At 31.2% G+C, this 16,853-nt stretch carries 19 protein-coding genes; 2 read left to right on the top strand and 17 right to left on the bottom strand.

Annotated features, from left to right (window positions below; genetic code table 11):
* Both VK071_12575 and VK071_12570 read right to left on the bottom strand, forming a co-directional pair.
* Positions 1-587 (bottom strand): hypothetical protein (locus VK071_12575; GenBank protein HLR36147.1); only part of this gene is annotated, 587 nt, incomplete at its 3' end.
* Positions 588-735: 148 nt separating this feature from the next.
* Positions 736-1,497, bottom strand: a complete 762-nt coding sequence (locus VK071_12570) for an IclR family transcriptional regulator (GenBank protein HLR36146.1) — start codon at positions 1,495-1,497, stop codon at positions 736-738.
* A gap of 213 nt (positions 1,498-1,710) precedes the next feature.
* On the opposite strand from VK071_12570, the gene VK071_12565 reads away from it, so the two are divergent.
* A complete protein-coding gene (locus VK071_12565) occupies positions 1,711-2,337 on the top strand; it encodes a bifunctional 2-keto-4-hydroxyglutarate aldolase/2-keto-3-deoxy-6-phosphogluconate aldolase (GenBank protein ID HLR36145.1) in 627 nt (208 codons plus the stop codon).
* A gap of 26 nt (positions 2,338-2,363) precedes the next feature.
* Entirely contained in the window at positions 2,364-3,386 is a 1,023-nt protein-coding gene (locus VK071_12560; protein ID HLR36144.1) for a sugar kinase, read from the top strand.
* 80 nt (positions 3,387-3,466) lie between these two features.
* On the opposite strand, the gene VK071_12555 is transcribed toward VK071_12560, so the two are convergent.
* The 15 genes from VK071_12555 to VK071_12485 form a co-directional block, all read right to left on the bottom strand.
* On the bottom strand, positions 3,467-4,477 hold the full coding sequence (locus tag VK071_12555) for a LacI family DNA-binding transcriptional regulator (protein ID HLR36143.1): 1,011 nt from the start codon (positions 4,475-4,477) through the stop codon (positions 3,467-3,469).
* Positions 4,478-4,511: 34 nt separating this feature from the next.
* Positions 4,512-6,494 carry an alginate lyase family protein gene (locus VK071_12550; protein ID HLR36142.1) on the bottom strand — a complete coding sequence of 661 codons (1,983 nt, stop codon included), beginning with the start codon at positions 6,492-6,494 and terminating at the stop codon, positions 4,512-4,514.
* A gap of 57 nt (positions 6,495-6,551) precedes the next feature.
* Positions 6,552-6,851, bottom strand: a complete 300-nt coding sequence (gene yajC / locus VK071_12545) for a preprotein translocase subunit YajC (GenBank protein ID HLR36141.1) — start codon at positions 6,849-6,851, stop codon at positions 6,552-6,554.
* Positions 6,841-7,275 (bottom strand): hypothetical protein, encoded by a 435-nt coding sequence (locus VK071_12540; GenBank protein ID HLR36140.1) that lies wholly within the window; start codon positions 7,273-7,275, stop codon positions 6,841-6,843. The genes yajC and VK071_12540 overlap by 11 nt, the downstream gene beginning before the upstream one ends.
* A 27-nt stretch (positions 7,276-7,302) precedes the next feature.
* A complete protein-coding gene (locus VK071_12535; GenBank protein HLR36139.1) occupies positions 7,303-8,118 on the bottom strand; it encodes a PTS system mannose/fructose/sorbose family transporter subunit IID in 816 nt (271 codons plus the stop codon).
* Positions 8,108-8,881 (bottom strand): PTS sugar transporter subunit IIC, encoded by a 774-nt coding sequence (locus VK071_12530; GenBank protein HLR36138.1) that lies wholly within the window; start codon positions 8,879-8,881, stop codon positions 8,108-8,110. Before VK071_12530 ends, VK071_12535 begins: the two co-directional genes overlap by 11 nt.
* A gap of 25 nt (positions 8,882-8,906) precedes the next feature.
* Positions 8,907-9,398 (bottom strand): PTS system mannose/fructose/N-acetylgalactosamine-transporter subunit IIB, encoded by a 492-nt coding sequence (locus tag VK071_12525; protein ID HLR36137.1) that lies wholly within the window; start codon positions 9,396-9,398, stop codon positions 8,907-8,909.
* Positions 9,399-9,742: 344 nt separating this feature from the next.
* Positions 9,743-10,672: a nucleoside hydrolase gene (locus VK071_12520; protein ID HLR36136.1), complete on the bottom strand. Its 930-nt coding sequence runs from the start codon at positions 10,670-10,672 to the stop codon at positions 9,743-9,745.
* 105 nt (positions 10,673-10,777) lie between these two features.
* On the bottom strand, positions 10,778-11,692 hold the full coding sequence (gene rbsB, locus VK071_12515; GenBank protein ID HLR36135.1) for a ribose ABC transporter substrate-binding protein RbsB: 915 nt from the start codon (positions 11,690-11,692) through the stop codon (positions 10,778-10,780).
* 15 nt (positions 11,693-11,707) lie between these two features.
* Positions 11,708-12,028, bottom strand: a complete 321-nt coding sequence (locus tag VK071_12510) for a glutamine amidotransferase (protein ID HLR36134.1) — start codon at positions 12,026-12,028, stop codon at positions 11,708-11,710.
* An 11-nt stretch (positions 12,029-12,039) separates the two neighbouring features.
* On the bottom strand, positions 12,040-12,438 hold the full coding sequence (rbsD, locus tag VK071_12505) for a D-ribose pyranase (protein ID HLR36133.1): 399 nt from the start codon (positions 12,436-12,438) through the stop codon (positions 12,040-12,042).
* Positions 12,439-12,449: 11 nt separating this feature from the next.
* On the bottom strand, positions 12,450-13,388 hold the full coding sequence (gene rbsC / locus VK071_12500) for a ribose ABC transporter permease (protein HLR36132.1): 939 nt from the start codon (positions 13,386-13,388) through the stop codon (positions 12,450-12,452).
* Positions 13,389-13,394: 6 nt separating this feature from the next.
* Positions 13,395-14,882, bottom strand: a complete 1,488-nt coding sequence (locus tag VK071_12495; GenBank protein HLR36131.1) for a sugar ABC transporter ATP-binding protein — start codon at positions 14,880-14,882, stop codon at positions 13,395-13,397.
* A 33-nt stretch (positions 14,883-14,915) separates the two neighbouring features.
* On the bottom strand, positions 14,916-15,827 hold the full coding sequence (gene rbsK, locus VK071_12490) for a ribokinase (protein ID HLR36130.1): 912 nt from the start codon (positions 15,825-15,827) through the stop codon (positions 14,916-14,918).
* Positions 15,827-16,807, bottom strand: coding sequence for a LacI family DNA-binding transcriptional regulator (locus tag VK071_12485; GenBank protein HLR36129.1), 981 nt, complete (start codon positions 16,805-16,807; stop codon positions 15,827-15,829). The genes rbsK and VK071_12485 overlap by 1 nt, the downstream gene beginning before the upstream one ends.
* Positions 16,808-16,853 lie beyond the last annotated feature (46 nt).

Below are 16,853 nucleotides of genomic sequence, written 5' to 3'. Positions count from 1 at the left end.
TCTTTAGCTAGTTCAGCAGCCTTTACAAATTTATCTTCTAGTAATTCTAATTCTTCATCAGTAATAATATGGTAATGTTCTATTTCTTTTTTATCTAAGTATGGATTCCTTACTGGAACTATAGGCTCCATATTTTTAACTGGTCTACTATATCTACCAGAATGAGTTAATTGTAAAACCTTATATGGTTCATAATCTGATCCATTTACTTCTTTTCCTTCTTTTAGTGAAGATTCTACTAAATCCTTAAATTTATCAACATTTTTTTCATTAATAGCTAATTGTCTTGGATTTGCTCTTCCTTCTGGTACAACTGCAGTTGCTTCAAACCATAAAAGGCCAGCCCCACCTTTAGCAAATCTTTTATATCTTCTATAGGTTAGTTCTCCTGGACTTCCATCATCTTCTCCATCGCAACCTTCCATTGGATTTACAACCATTCTATTTGGTATTCTACCATTTTTAAGTTGAACCTCTTCTTTAAGTTTAGAAAGATCTTCAGAATAAGGAATGGTTATGCTTAGTTCATTAGCCTTTCCTTGCAATTCTTCAATATTATTAAATTTAAACTTTTCATGAGAATTCATTTTTTACCTCCTATGCAATCGATTGTGCAACATTCAAAATTTATACAATCGTTTTAGCTTTACAAGTTTTAAGAATGCAAACGATTGTGTAATATAATTATACCATTATAACTTTTTATTGCAATAATATTCTACTAAAAAACTTACTTTATTCTATATAACCTAGCTCTCTAGATACCATTTTAGCGTACTTAATTACTTCTTTAGCCATATCTTCTACCCTACCTTTTGTTATACGTATACTTGGTCCTGATATACTAATACCTCCTTCTACTTTTCCAAACCTATTAAAAATTGGAGCACCTATGCATCTAACGCCTACTTCATTTTCTTCATCATCTACAGAATATCCTTTTTCTTTTATTATTTCTAGTTCTTTTTTTAAAACATTAAAATCTGTAATAGTATTTGGAGTATATTTCTCTATTTTACTATTGTTCCAAATACTTTTTACTTCCTCATCACTCATATAGGCTAACATAGCTTTCCCTACAGATGTACAGTGTAGCGGACCTCTCCTACCTATATTAGAAGCCATGCGAATTGTATTGTCTGCTTCTACTTTATCAATATACACTATTTCATTTTCATCTCTAATTACTAAATGGACTACTTCATTTAGACTCTCCATTAAACTTTCTAAATATGTTTTGGATACATTAAGTATGTCCATATCTTCTAGTTTCTTGTTTCCTAATTCAAATAATTTTAAGGTTACTTTATATTTATTATTTTCTAAATCTTGTCTTACATAACCATTGTGGATAAGTGTACCTAATAATCTATGAACTGTGGATTTATGCAAATTAACTTCTTTACTAATTTCTATTATTCTTAATCCTTCATTATGTTCAGCTAATAATTCTAATATAGTCAATGCTCTATCTACAGATTGAACTTTTTCCATCATTAGACACCTCGTCTTAAAAATTTTGTATTTAATAAATATTCTTTTTAACTTCTATAACACAATATATTATAGCATAATATGAATTCTTCAATTTATTTAAAATAAATAAATTTTATACTTGCAATAGCTTTCTTAATTAATTATAATATAAAATGAATTGTTTTACAATGTGAACTTTAGTTTTATATAATGAAACTTTCAGGAGGGATTTCCTTGAAGAAGTATAATATTCTAAAAAGAATTAAAAACACTGGCATTGTTGCCGTTGTTAGAGCAAATAATATTAAGGAAGCAAAAGATATTGCTTATGCTTGTATGGAGGGAGGTATTGACTCTATAGAAATTACTTTTACAGTACCTGGAGCTAAGATGGTAATAGAGTCTTTAGCAGAAGAATTTGAAGACAAGTTATTAGTTGGCGCTGGTACTGTCTTAGATAGTGAAACTGCTAGAATCGCTATTCTAGCTGGTGCTCAATACATAGTTAGTCCAAACTTTGATTTAGATACCGCCAAGTTATGCAATAGGTATCAAATTCCATATATGCCTGGTTGTATGACTATAACTGAAATAATTACAGCTATGGAAGCCGGGGCTGATATTATTAAGATTTTCCCTGGTAGCGCTTTTGGTCCATCTATAGTATCAGCTATAAAAGGGCCTGTACCACAGGCTAATTTAATGCCTACTGGTGGAGTAAGTTTAGAAAATGTAGACCAATGGATTAAGAATGGCTGTATAGCAGTAGGAGTAGGTGGTGCTTTAACAAAAGGATCTAAGGAAGAAATTACTAAAACTGCTGAAAAGTTTATAGAGAAAATTAAAAAAGCTAGAAAATAAACTATGAATTAATAGGAGGAAATAAAATGAAAAAGGTTGTTACTTTAGGAGAAATTATGCTTAGACTTTCAACCCCAAATCATGAAAGATTTGTACAAGCTGAATCCTTTGATGTAAATTATGGTGGTGGAGAAGCAAATGTTGCTGTATCTCTTGCTAATTATGGGCTTGATAGCTATTTCGTTTCAAAATTACCTGAAAATCTTATAGGACAAGCTGCAACTAATCATCTAAGAAGATTTGGAGTTAATACTAAATATGTAGTTAGAGGTGGAAATAGAGTTGGTATATATTACTTAGAAAGTGGAGCTTCTATGAGACCTTCTAAGGTTATTTATGATAGGGCTAATTCTTCGATTTCTGAAGCTAGTACAACAGATTTTAATTTTGATGAAATATTTGCAGATGCTGAATGGTTCCATTTTTCTGGTATTACACCTGCTTTAAGTGACGAAGCTGCAGTACTTACTGAGGAGGCTTTAAAGACTGCTAAAAAACATGGAGTTACTGTCTCTGTTGATTTAAACTATAGAAAAAATCTATGGTCACCAGAGAAAGCTCAAAAAGTTATGACTAATCTAATGCAGTATGTTGATGTTTGTATCGGAAATGAAGAAGATGCAGAGTTAACTTTAGGTTTTAAACCTGGTAATACTGACGTTACTACTGGTGAATTAGAATTAGAAGGATATAAAAACATATTTAAACAGATGATGGACAAATTTAATTTTAAATATGTTATTAGTTCATTAAGAGAATCATATTCTGCTTCTGATAATGGATGGTCAGCTTGTGCCTATGACGGTAAAGAATTTTACCACTCTAAGAAATATGATGTTAGAATAGTTGATAGAGTAGGTGGTGGAGATTCTTTTGCATCGGGATTTATATATGGTATTATCTCTGGAAAGAATTTTAAAGAGGCTTTAGAGTTTGGTGTAGCCGCTTCGGCATTAAAACATACTATTCCTGGTGATTTTAATATGGTTAGTATTGATGAGGTAGAAAATCTTCTACAAGGAGATGCTTCTGGTAGAGTGCAAAGATAATTCTATTGTGATTAACAACACAAATGCCAATAATAGCATGTCCATACCATTATTGGCATTTACTTCATTTTTTAAATATATTATAAATTAGTTGACTGTCTCCAATTTATATTACATGGAAGGATTTCAATTTTATTGCCATACATTTTATTATCTATCATTTGTATTAAAAATTCTATGGCTTTCTTACCTTCTTCGTAAGTTGGTTGAGCAATAGCTGAAACTGTGGGATGTGTAAGCTCTTGCCAACCCCAATCATCAAATCCTATAATCCCTATAGGATTTGGGACAGTCCACTGATTTTCTTTTGCAATCTTAAAGATATTTTGTAATATTAAACCATTGGAACCAAATAACAAAGTCTTCTTTGAAAAATCTATATTTTTATCTAGTTTATCTTTAATTTCATCCTTATTTATTGGTGACCTAATAGTTTGTATAGAATAAGGCAATTCATGCCTTTCTAATATATCACAGAAGCTTTTTGCTCTTTCAATACGTGGTCCTAATAATTCAATATCTTCTGATATAAATATAAAATCTTCATATCCTTTTTCTATTAATTCTTTTATGGCCCTATTTGTAACATCATAATTATTAGTTTTTACAAATGCTCCTTTAAATTCTTCAAAAACACTATCTAATAATACAATGTTACGGCCATCGTCTACCAAGCTTTGTATAGTTCTATTAGATTTCATCGTAGGTTGAATTATAAATCCATCTACCCTAATATCAAACATTTGTTGTATATAGGTTTCTTCAAGCTTTTTCTCAAAATTAGTACTTCCAACTATAATTTGATAGTTATTTTTACGCGCTATGTCATCAATACCTTTTACTATTAAACTACTAAAAGGATTGCTAATATCTGTCACTATAACTCCTATTAAATTAGTCCTTTTAATTTTTAAAGACCGTGCTACCGTGCTTGGACTATAGCCAGTTTCATTAATTACCCTTTCAATTCTCGCTTTAGTTTCAGCAGACATTTTTTCAAACCTACCATTTAAGTAAAAAGACACAGTGGTCTTTGAAACATCTGCTTTCATTGCTACTTGGTCTATAGTTACATTAGATTTTTTCTTCATATCTATCACCCTAATTCAGTTATATTCAATACAATTAATTTTTAAGTCTTATATATTTTATTTCATTATGATTTTTACTTATGACGATAGACTTCCCATATACAGGAATTTCTTTGTTGTATAACAATAATTTTCTACCATCAAAAATTTCATTATTGACTAATACAATAATATATTCCTGTTCTTCCCCAACCTTAATGCTATAACAAGTAGCAACCTTTTCATTTAAAGGTATTTCCTTTGATGGCTGATATAGCTTCCCTTTTTCTATACTAAGTTGCTTGTTATCTACTCCCCCATATATTATATCAGTACTTACCATGAAATCCATAAACTTCATGTTCGTAACTATGGTTTTACTACTTTCCAATTTGTTGTATTTAGTAGACATATAGTCTTTTTTTATTTTAATTTTTTCTGCATCAATATGGTGTAAACTTAACTTAACCCCATTTTTCATACAATCTACAATATTGTTATCTATATTTACAGTTACATCTTTGTCTAAATGAAAATATTTTTTACAAATATGTTTCCCTTGGAGATAAACTATATCAGAAATTATCCAAATAGAAGGTTTTATGAAGAATAACCTCCTGGTTACAATATATTTTTCATTATCTACAGAGTCTGCTAAATATGTGCCTTCTATATAATCAATTTTATCTGTAAATCTCCAATAATTTTTTAGACTATAAGCTGCCTTATCATAACTCCAAGACCCTTTACATAAAGTAAAAGGATGATTATCAATTAAAACTGTATTGTGAGCCCTAGTACTTTTCAAATATTCTCTTACTAGATCCTTTTCTACATAAGTATATCTACCTGGATCTATTAAAAAGTCGTTTCCTAAATAGCTAATATTAAAATGTCCTAAATCAGCATGACCATGTCCACTTCCTAAAGTACCATTATGGAAATAACAAAAACTTGCCTTTTCACTTAAATTAGACCTTAAATAAAAGTTACCTGCATCTTCAAATGCTTTTGAGGTATTTTTAGGTTTAACTTTTTTAATTCTTTTATAATTTTCTAAACCACTATAGCCTAATAACCAAATAGTATCAAAGTCAATAAAATCATAGCCTGCCCATTTTAATTCTCCATCATTAAATATTATAGAAGCAAAAGTACAAATATCTCTTAAATCTGTGTCATCACTGTCACTTTGCATAACCTGCCGATGATTAGGCTTTTTCATATATATTAACGCTTTAGATGAATTATAAGATTTTTCTATTATAGAATTAGGTAAGTCAACGCCTTCATTTTTGCTAATATAAATTAATTTTAATAGTGCTAGCACAACTACTACATGATACATAGGCGATTGCTCCCAATGTATTCCATCTTCAAACACTTGAAAGTTCAGCTGTTTCTCTAATTTATCTATAGCCCAATTTAATTGATTTTTATTAGAATCAGTCTCCCCAAAAGTCATTAATACAGCTAGCACTCCAGTAGTTTGTAATATCCCCCAATTACTTATTAAATCCTTCTCTTTGAAATGTTTTTCTATAAAATTCGTATGTTCATATAATGAATTTAATATAGTTGACAGTTCATCATCCTTTAGAAGTCCTGTTGAAATAATGTGTTTTAAGGAGATTGTCCAACTCATAGCTCTAATTCCTGCTTCAATAGTTCTCCATGCTTTAGAGCTTTCCTTTACAGGATTATTTTTAATCCAATGTAGTATTATTTCAATCCATTTCCTAATATAACTTTCATCCCTTGTTAAATAATATGCTATTATAAGACAATATAAATATTCATGCCTATTAAGCATAAATATCCATTCTTCATCTCCATTTGGAGCATAATCCCATTGTAGCGGCTCTAACTTATATGGAATATTTGTAGGTTCCATATCCCATGGTGAATTAAATAGGAAAATATTTTCTTTTATTAAGTTAGCCTTCATTATAGCTTCTTTACAATCTTTTTTATAATATTTTTTAGTATATTTAATTACATCTGACACCCTAAAATATGATTTTTGATTTTTCCTCATTATAAATATCACCTCTAATTATAAAAGGCTATTAAAAATAATAGCCTTTTATAATAGTTAATTAATCATTGTATCTTTAGTTGTTCCTACAATTATTGATTTATCCATATTGATTAAAACACCTTTTGATATTTCTAAAGATACAACATTTTTATTTATTTTTGCTATTCTTCCATAGATACCTGTTGCTGTTAGAACATTGTCTCCTATTTTCAATTTATCTTGAAACCTTTGTACTTTTTCTTGTTGTTCCTTCATTTTTTTTCGATTTAGTATTGGTATTATAATTCCACTATATATAGAAGCAATAATCATTAAAACTATAAAAATCCATAAGACCTTTTCTTTAATTATCATCACAACCTTCTATAAATTCTTTGGTTGATAAAACTTGCATCATGTCTTTAGATTGTTCCATAGATTCTTCTATTTCATTAGATATATCACCTTTTTGTTCTTCCATAAATAGTAGTTTCATAGAAAGATCTAACATCATACTCAACGGCATCCCAGAAATCACATATTGGTTTGGAGATTTTTTTAATGTTAGTAATCTTCTGGATACAATTTGACATGGTGCTCCTCCAGAAAGATCTGCAAAAACAACCAACTTGTCATATTTTTTTATATATGTGTCAATTATTTCTTCAAATTCATTATGAGTTATTTCCTCATTAAGATTTTGAGCATGTACCCTATCATTTTTGCCTATAAGAATGTCTAAGGATGATTTCATGCCTGTAGCAAATTCTCCATGTCCAACAATTAAAATATCATACATATCCTTATCTCCTTTTTTAAATTTACATTATGCAAATAGTCCAATTACTGATCCTAATACTCCAATAACAATAGTTAAAAATATTAGCTTATAAGTAGTCCATTCATGTTTACTAATTAATCTATAGATAATAAATATAAATATTACTGGTAATAATTTTGGAGTTATTTGATCTAGAACAGTTTGTACTGCTATTTCATTTACTTCTCCACCTGGCATTTCTGCCACATATTTTAATGGTACATTTATTTTAACGAAGCTTACTGCAAGTCCTGATACTACTGTAACACCAACGATTGTAGCAGCCCTTGATATACTAGCCATTTTTTCACTTAAACTATCTATAGCTTTTGTTCCAAGTTTATAACCTTGATATCCAGTTAATAACTTAGTACCAATAAGACATGCATTTATACCTAAAAAGAATATTATTGGCCCTGCCACCATACCGTCAGCTGCCAATGCAGCTCCTATACTTGAAAATAATGGGGCCAACCCAAATTGAAATAAAGAGTCACCTATTCCTGCAAGAGGTCCCATAAGGGCCATCTTTATAGAACGTGCATCATCTGGTGATTGCCCTCCATCTAACATAGCTAAATGTAAACTTGTTATGAAAGGTAGTACTTGAGGGTTAGAATTAAAGAATTCTATATTTGCCAATGTAGACTCTTTAAGCATGTCCTTATTATTTGCGTATATTTTCTCTAATCCTGGGAAAATAACATATGCATATCCAACACCCTGATAATTTCCATAGTTAAAAGCTGATTGCAAGAAAAACGAACGAAATATTATTCTTAAGTAATCTCCCCATTTTAAAACTGGATTTTTAGATTCCACCTTGTGTCGCCTCCTCTTGATTATTTTTATCTCCTTTTGAATAGTAATCATATAGTGCAAATACTAAAGCTACAAAAGCTGTTCCCATAACCGGTAATTCTAAATATGCAACACATACATAACCTAATATTACAAAAGGTATATATTCTTTTTTAGCCATTACATTTAATATCATTGCAAATCCTATAGCTGGTAACATTCCCCCTGCAACAGTTAACCCATTTGTTAACCACTCTGGTATAAGATTTACAAACTTTTCTACCCCTTTCATACTTACAGAAGAACCAAAACCTACAACGAATCCTACAATAAAAAATGCAAATATTGTGATATTTGAAATAACTTTAAATTTATTAAATTTACCTTCTTTGATTGCCTTGCTTGCAGTTGTGCTTGTACCAGATAGTGCTGTATAAGTTAGAGTTATTAAAAACTGAAACGCTACAGCAAATGGAAATGATAAAGCTAAAGCTGTTCCTGTATCCATACCTGATTCTTTCATTGTAATTGCCATTAAAGTTCCTACAATTCCTGGTCCTAATTGATTAGGTGGAACTGTTCCTCCTGCTCCAACTCCAAAGCCCATAAATGCAATTTCTGAAACTGCTCCCATTGCAAGAGCTGTAGGTATATCTCCTAAAATCAAACCTACTCCTAAGGATAAAACCAAAGATCTGTTTGTATATATTCCCCACATCTGGCCTACAAGGCAAAATCCAGACCACAATCCTATTAATATAGATTGTCCAATACTAACTGCCATAGTTTACACTTCCTTTCATAATTTTTTATAAGTATTCTGTTATATCAATTTCCTTTGAACCATCATTCCCAAAAGGTGTAGTACGTGTGTTGAATTTTATTCCATGCTTATTACTTAATTCTCTAAGAGCTTCTTTATCTTTTTCACCTAATGAAATAGAACGTGTTATTTTTTCTTTATCTTCTTGATGGTGTATGTTTCCTATATTTATTTCCTCTACTTCAACTCCTCCTTCAATAAGTCTTAATGCATCTTCTGGAGTTTTACATACTAAGAAAATAGTTTGATGTGGTGCTGCTTTATGAATTATTTCACAAGTATGCTCTATTGAGAAAAATCTCATTCCTACAGATTTTGACACAACTGTTTTCATTAATGTTTGTTGTAAAGAATCTTTACTTACTTCATCATTTGCTACAATTACTAAATTTACTCCCAGTGAGTTTAGCCAAACTTGCCCTTGACCATGTATTAATCTTTCGTCAATTCTCATCATTTTAATATTAGGTTTTCCCATAATGCTCCCTCTTTCTTTTTTATTATCTATGTTTTCGAATTTATTACATTTTTATTTAACCTTTATATACTTTTGATTTTCACCTCCTATAATATAATTCAATATACTGAACTTTCATAACCATATCTACTTGTTTTTATATATTTTATGTTTGGTAAATCGGTTTACTAAGCATAAAATATTTTTCATTTGCTAACATGATAACATTTTCATAAACTTTAGTCAATAACTTTTTTATTTTTAGTTTTAGTGAGTCAACTAGGACCGTCCCCAGTGACTCAGTTTTTGAGTCAGTAGGGACGGTCCTAGTTGACTCACTAAATGTACTAAACATGTCATTAATATTATCTATTCACGATATCCACAAAATAATTTATAAATTTTTCATATTCCCCATCTACTGCTACTTCGACATTAGGCTCCCTTCCTAAAATATTGTTAAAATCACAAACTGTCATTCCATCACATAATTCACTATTAGCCTCTATATCAACATAATACTCCTTAGTCTTTACAATAGATGGATCAATTACGGTAGCCACTGCTAAAGGGTCATGAAGAGAGCAGTTTTCAATACCGAATAATTGGCTGCATTTATTAATATAATATTCTAAGACATCTTTTGTAAAATTAGCTATGGGTTTCCTATTACAAAATCGTTTTAGATCATGTCTATAAATTAAAGCATTATTTGTCACATCCAATCCTACCATTTTTATTGGAATACCGCTTTCAAAGACTACTCTTACGCTTTCAGGATCTGTATAAAAATTAAATTCGGCGGTTCTAGTTTCATTTCCAATGCCATTAATAGCTCCACCCATCATTACTATTTCCTTTATGTACTCTTTAATTTTAGGCTCCTTTTTTAGTGCAAAGGCCATGTTTGTAGGGGGACCTAATAATATGATAGTCATCTCCTTTTTATTTTTCATAACTGTCTCAATAATAAAATCTACCCCATGAATTCCCTCATGATATTTTACTTCCATATCTCTTAAAGCTCCACCAAGTCCATCTAATCCATGTACTCCATCGCTAAATTGGATCCCCCTTAATAATGGAGCTGTCATTCCTTCACAGACGGGAATATCCTCTTTTTCTAGAATTTTTAATATTTTTAATGTATTTACTGTAGCAGTCCTTGCTGGCACATTTCCTGCCACAGTAGTTATACCTTTTACATCTAATTTTTTACTTTTTATAGCAAGAATTAAAGCAAGAGCGTCGTCTATTCCCGTGTCTACATCAATTATTACCTTTTTCATTTTCATCATATATCACTCCCTCGAGAACTTATATGCTATGCAACATACATCTATTATATCTAATTTAAACTAAACCTTCTTTTTAAAAAGAAGGTTTAGTTTAAATTCATTTTATTCTTTTATTATTAATTCTAATTCTACTGGAACATTATCTTCTACATCTTCACCTTTTAATGCTTTTACCGCTGTTTCAACAGCCATATTACCAATTAAAGCTGGTTGTTGTGCTATAGTTGCTGCTAAATCTCCTTCTTTTACTGCAGCTACTGCATCATCAGTAGCATCAAATCCAACTACTAAAATATCTCTGTCACTTGCTTTTATAGCTTCTAAAGCTCCTAAAGCCATTTCATCATTATGAGCAAATACCGCATCGATTTCTGGTTGGGATTGAAGAATGTTTTCCATTACTTCTAATCCTTTCGCCCTATCAAATTCTGCTGTTTGTTTTGCTACTACTGTTATATCTTTGTCTTTAATAGCTTCATTAAATCCTTCTCCACGTTCTGTTGCTGCATTTGTTCCTACTATACCTTCTAGTTCTACTACATTACCTTTTCCACCTAATTGCTCAATTATATATTCTCCAGCCATTTTACCACCAGCAACATTATCGGAAGCAATATAGGATAGAACTTCTCCCCCATTAGATGCCCTATCTACAGTAATTACAGGTATATCTGCATCATTAGCTGCCATAACACTGTTTACAATGGCATCTGAATCTGTAGGATTTACTAGAATTAAATCTACATCTTTTGTTATTAAATCTTCCATATTAGAGGCCTCTTTAGATGGGTCATCCTGTGAGTCTAAAACTATAATTTCTACACCTAATTCCTTTGATTTTTCTTCTGCTCCTTCTTTCAATGATACAAAGAATGGATTTGTTTGTGTTGATATTACGAATCCTATGGTATAGTTATCCTTATTTGTATCTGGTGTTTCTCCTTCCTTATTAGTGCCGCATCCTACTAAAGAAAAACTTAAAGCCAATATTAATAATAATGCAAAGCCTTTTTTCATAGTAATTAACTCCCTTCATTTTTTAATAATGTAATTATATTTTTTCCCAAGCCATTTAACAACATTAGAAAATAGGGTATTATAAGATTCCCATTCTAAAAATTCTGGTGACCCCCAATGAGGGGATATATCACTAGCAAAGATAAAAGTTCTTCCTTCACCATGCTCTTTAGCAGCCATAAATACATGGTTAGAACATTTTGCTATTACATCCTCAGGGTCAATTTCAAATAACATATTGTACCCTAAGAAATGTGGCCATTCCTTTGACACACCATTTAAAATTGGATGAGAATCATTAACAATCCTAGGGTAAACCCCTCCTTTGTTTTTAATAGTTTAACTTTTTAAAACAAAACTCCCGCTTTAAGAATTATGTTAGAATACGGAGTGAATTCTCCTGTTCTTATTACAGCCTTTACATTTTGGGAAAGCTCTTTTAATTCTGAATGAGGTATCTCCTTTAATGGAAATTCATCTTTCACAACCTCATCAAGCTTTTCTCTCATATGAGGGCTTATTTCAGCCATCTCCTTATCTATTATCCCTTCTTCTACGCATAATTCACCTAGTACAGCTTTTAAAACTTGGAAAAAGCTAGGAACCCCATTGACTACTGCCAGATCTATAAGTTGTACACCTTTTGGTACTGGCATTCCTGCATCACCAATTAAAATCATATCTTCATGGGCCATTTCTGCTATACATTTAGATAGTTCGCCATTTAAAAGACCTATCTTCTTCATATTTCTCCTCCTTAATTGTTTTCCTTTTTGTCTAGTAGTACTGCAACTAATATTACAATTGCTTTAGCTATCATTTGGTAATAGGATTGCACATCCATTAAATTAAGTGCATTATTGAGTATACCTATAATCAACGCACCTACTATAGTACCTATAATAGTACCTTGTCCACCTACTAAGGATGTTCCCCCTAATACCACTGCTGCTATTGCATCTAATTCATAACCCTCTCCAGAGGTTGGCTGAGCTGAGGATAATCTAGAGGTTATAATAATTCCTGCTATAGATGCCAATATTCCACTTATGGTATAAGCTAATATCTTTGTCTTATCAGTATTCACCCCTGATAATAAGGATGCTTCCTCATTACCTCCCACAGCATATAAATGCCTTCCAAATTGTATATGGTTCAGAACGTAATAACAAACTAAAAATATTATAGCCATTATTATTACAGGTACTGGTATAGCTCCAACTGAACCAGTACCTATCCACCTAAATACTGGAGATACAGTAGCAGCAGGAATAGCTATAGGTTTGCCCGAAGTCAATACCATAGTAGAACCTCTGAGTAATATCATAATGGATAAAGTCGCTATAAAGGGCTGTACCCTACCTTTTGTAATAATTATTCCATTTAACATCCCTGCTATAGCCCCTATGAAAATTGCCGCTAAGAGTGATAACCAAATATTTACTCCTGATGAAAGCATTTTTGCAGCTACTGCACCAGAAAATCCAAGAATAGAACCTACTGATAGATCAATCCCCGATGTTAATATAACAAAAGTCATTCCCGCTGCAATAATTGCATTAATGGAAGTTTGTCTAAATACATTTAATAGGTTTGCAGTAGTTAAAAACTTTGGCCTTATAATACTTATTATTATGGAAAATATAATGAGACCTATTAAAGGCCTAGCTTTATTTAATTTTTCTTTCATTTCCATATATATCTATTCCTCCCTAACAATATAGCTCATTATTTTTTCTTGAGTGGCTTCATCCCTTAAAATTTCACCTTTTTGTTTTCCTTCATGCATTACTAAAACTCCATCGCTCATACCTAATATTTCAGGCATTTCCGAAGAAATCATAATTATTGATTTACCTTCCATTTTTATTTGATTCAATAAGTCGTATATTTCTTTTTTCGCCCCTACATCAACTCCACGAGTAGGTTCATCTAAAATTAATATTTTTGGATCTGTAAGTAGGGCTTTTGCTATTGCAACTTTTTGTTGATTTCCACCACTTAAGTTTTGAACTTTATGGTAGAGAGAAGGTGTCTTTATATCCATTTTTTCCTTATATTCTGATGCCACTTCATATTCCTTTTTCTTATCTATTTTTAAAAATGTTTTAAATTTTTCTAATGCTGAAATTGTCATATTATTTTTTACATCCATCATTAGAATCAACCCATCGCCTTTACGATCCTCTGATACGTAGCATATCCCATGTTCCAAGGCTTCCTTGGGAGTTTTACATTCTATTTCCTTGCCTTCTAATATGATTTTACCTTTTTCTTTTTTGTAAACTCCATATAATGTTTTGGCTAGTTCAGTCCTACCTGCCCCTACCAATCCTGAAACTCCCAAAATTTCCCCTTCTTTTAAAACAAAATTAATATCATCTATATATTCATTGCTTAAATTTTCAACTTTTAAAACCTCAGCTTTAAAGTCTGTCTTTATATAAGGAAATTGTTCATCTAAAGTCCTTCCAACCATTAGACGAATAATTTCATTTTCATCTACATCTGATACTTCTTTTTCAGCAACATATTGTCCATCCCTTAAGACTGTAATTTTTTCACAAACATTAAATACTTCATTTAGTCGATGAGATATATAAACGATTCCTTTTTTATCTTTTTTAAGTTCATCGATTACCTTAAACAAACTTTCCACTTCTTGGTCAGTCAATGTATCTGTAGGCTCGTCCATAATTATTATATTTGCATTTAAAGAAAGGGCTTTAGATATTTCAACCATCTGTTGTTGAGCTATAGATAATGTATTTACTTGTGTCGTTGGTTTTATATTTATATTTAACTTTTCCAAAATATCCTTGGATTGATTAATCATTTCTTTCTTATTTAGCCTACCTGTAGAAAACTTTATTTCTCTTCCTAAGAATATATTTTCATATACTGTTAAATATGGTATTAGATTTAATTCTTGGTGAATAATCGCTATACCCTTGTCTATAGCATCTGTAGGTGATAATATTTTTTCTTCCCTATCATTTAAAAATATCTGCCCTGAATCCATTTCATAGACCCCAGATAATATTTTCATTAGGGTACTTTTTCCTGCACCATTTTCTCCAATCAACCCCATAGCCTCGCCTTCATATATTGCAAAGTCCATATTATCTAGAGCTTTAACTCCTGGAAAGCTTTTTGATATATTTTTCATTCTCAATATTGATTTTCCCATAATATCCTCCTATAACTAAAGGTTCCGTGATTTTTACCTTTTAAACTCTTCAACTTCTTTTCTCGTTGGAAGTGAACTTTGAGCTCCTACTTTTTGAATGGATAAAGCTGCTGTTTTCTGACCCATTTCAATAGCCTGTCTAATATCTTGATTCTTTAAATATGAAGATGAAAACCCTCCAATAAAACTATCCCCTGCTCCTGTTGTATCTACAACATCCACTTTGTAAGCATCAAAGAATTCATGTCCTTTAGAATTAACGTGTAGTACTCCTTTACTTCCCAATGTAACAACTATTTCTTTTGCACCTTTATCTAATAAGACTTGGGCTGCTTCTAAGATAGAGTTATCATCGGTAATATCTATTTTAGACATTCTTTCTAGTTCATGTTCATTAGGGATGAGAATATCAACATTTTTTATAATTTCATCATCTAATTCTTTAGCTGGTGCTGGATTTAATATAGTTGTTTTCCCTAGGCTTTTTGATATTTTCAAACCTTCCTTCACTGTTCCAAGGGGAATTTCCAACTGGAATATTACAATTTGAGCTTCTTTAAAAGCATTATAATGTTTTTTTAAGTATTGTCCATCTACCTGGCTATTAGCTCCCGGAATTACTACAATATTGTTATTTCCTTTCTTATCCAAATTGATAACTGCAATACCTGTGGAAGATTCTGCTGCCTCTATATGAGTTGTATTGACTCCCGCTTCTTTCATAGACTGGATTAACGTTTTCCCAAAGCCATCATCTCCAACTTTCCCTAAAAATATTACATTATTATTTAATTTAGCAATGGCAACTCCCTGGTTAGCACCTTTTCCTCCTGGAATTTGTAATAATTCTTTACCTAAAAGGGTCTCTCCAACTTTTGGAATTTCATCTGTTTTAACAACTAAATCCATATTCATACTTCCCACTACTGTTATTATTGGATTCATTAAGCACTCCCCCTTTCGATTAGTTCAGTTTTTAGTACTTTAGTTAAGCTTATGTCTTCTTTATTAATTATACTTATCAACATATTCACTGCTTCCATTCCTATATTATATATAGGTTGTTTCATCGTTGTTAGTGAAGGATCTAGATATTTAGAAATATGGATATCGTCAAAACCAATTACCCTTACTTCCTCTGGCACTTTAATCTTTTTTTCCTTAAGGGCTTTAATGGCACCAATGGCTATTAAATCATTTCCGCAACAAAGTCCATCTATTTTAGATTGTTTTAACAAGGTTATAGCCCCCATATATCCCGAGTCTATGGTATATCGTTTAAGAAATATTTTCTCATCTTCTATCTTTAATCCATTATCTAAAAGAGAGTTTTTATATCCTTTTAAACGTTCAGCAGATGGCTTATTTTTATTATCTGAAGATATAAATCCTATATTTTTACATCCTTTTTTAATAAGATAAGATGTTGCATTATATGCCCCCTGCTCATTGTCTACAGTAATACGCCCAACCTTTTTATTAATATCTATATCCCTATCTACAAGTACCATAGGTATATTAAACTTTTCCATGGATTTTTTAATACTTCCTTCTGATGCTGTCATTATAATTCCATCTACCATTTTCTCTTGCAGAATATATAAATATTTTTCTTCTTTTGTTTCCTTGTTATCTGAGTTACAAATAATAACAGAGTAGCCTTTCTTCTCGGCCGCATCTTCTGCTCCCCTTGTTAATTCAGAGAAAAAAAGGTTCATAACGTCTGGCATGATAATTCCTATAGTTTTAGTTCTTCTTGTTTTAAGACTTTTTGCAACACCATTTGGTATATAACCTTCCCTTTCAACAATTTCCAAAACCCTCTGCCTAGTTGCATCACTTATATGCTGATCTTTACCATTAATAACCTTAGACACTGTTGCCGTCGAAACCTTTGCTATTTCTGCAATTCTTTTTATAGTCATTTTAGTCACTACCTTTTCTGAAACTAGGTAAACGATTACCTAAATA

The sequence above is a fragment of the Tissierellales bacterium genome, from assembly GCA_035301805.1.
Lineage (GTDB): Bacteria > Bacillota > Clostridia > Tissierellales > DATGTQ01 > DATGTQ01.
Note: the sequence above shows the minus strand (reverse complement) of the source record. Positions and strands in the feature narration are given on the sequence as shown.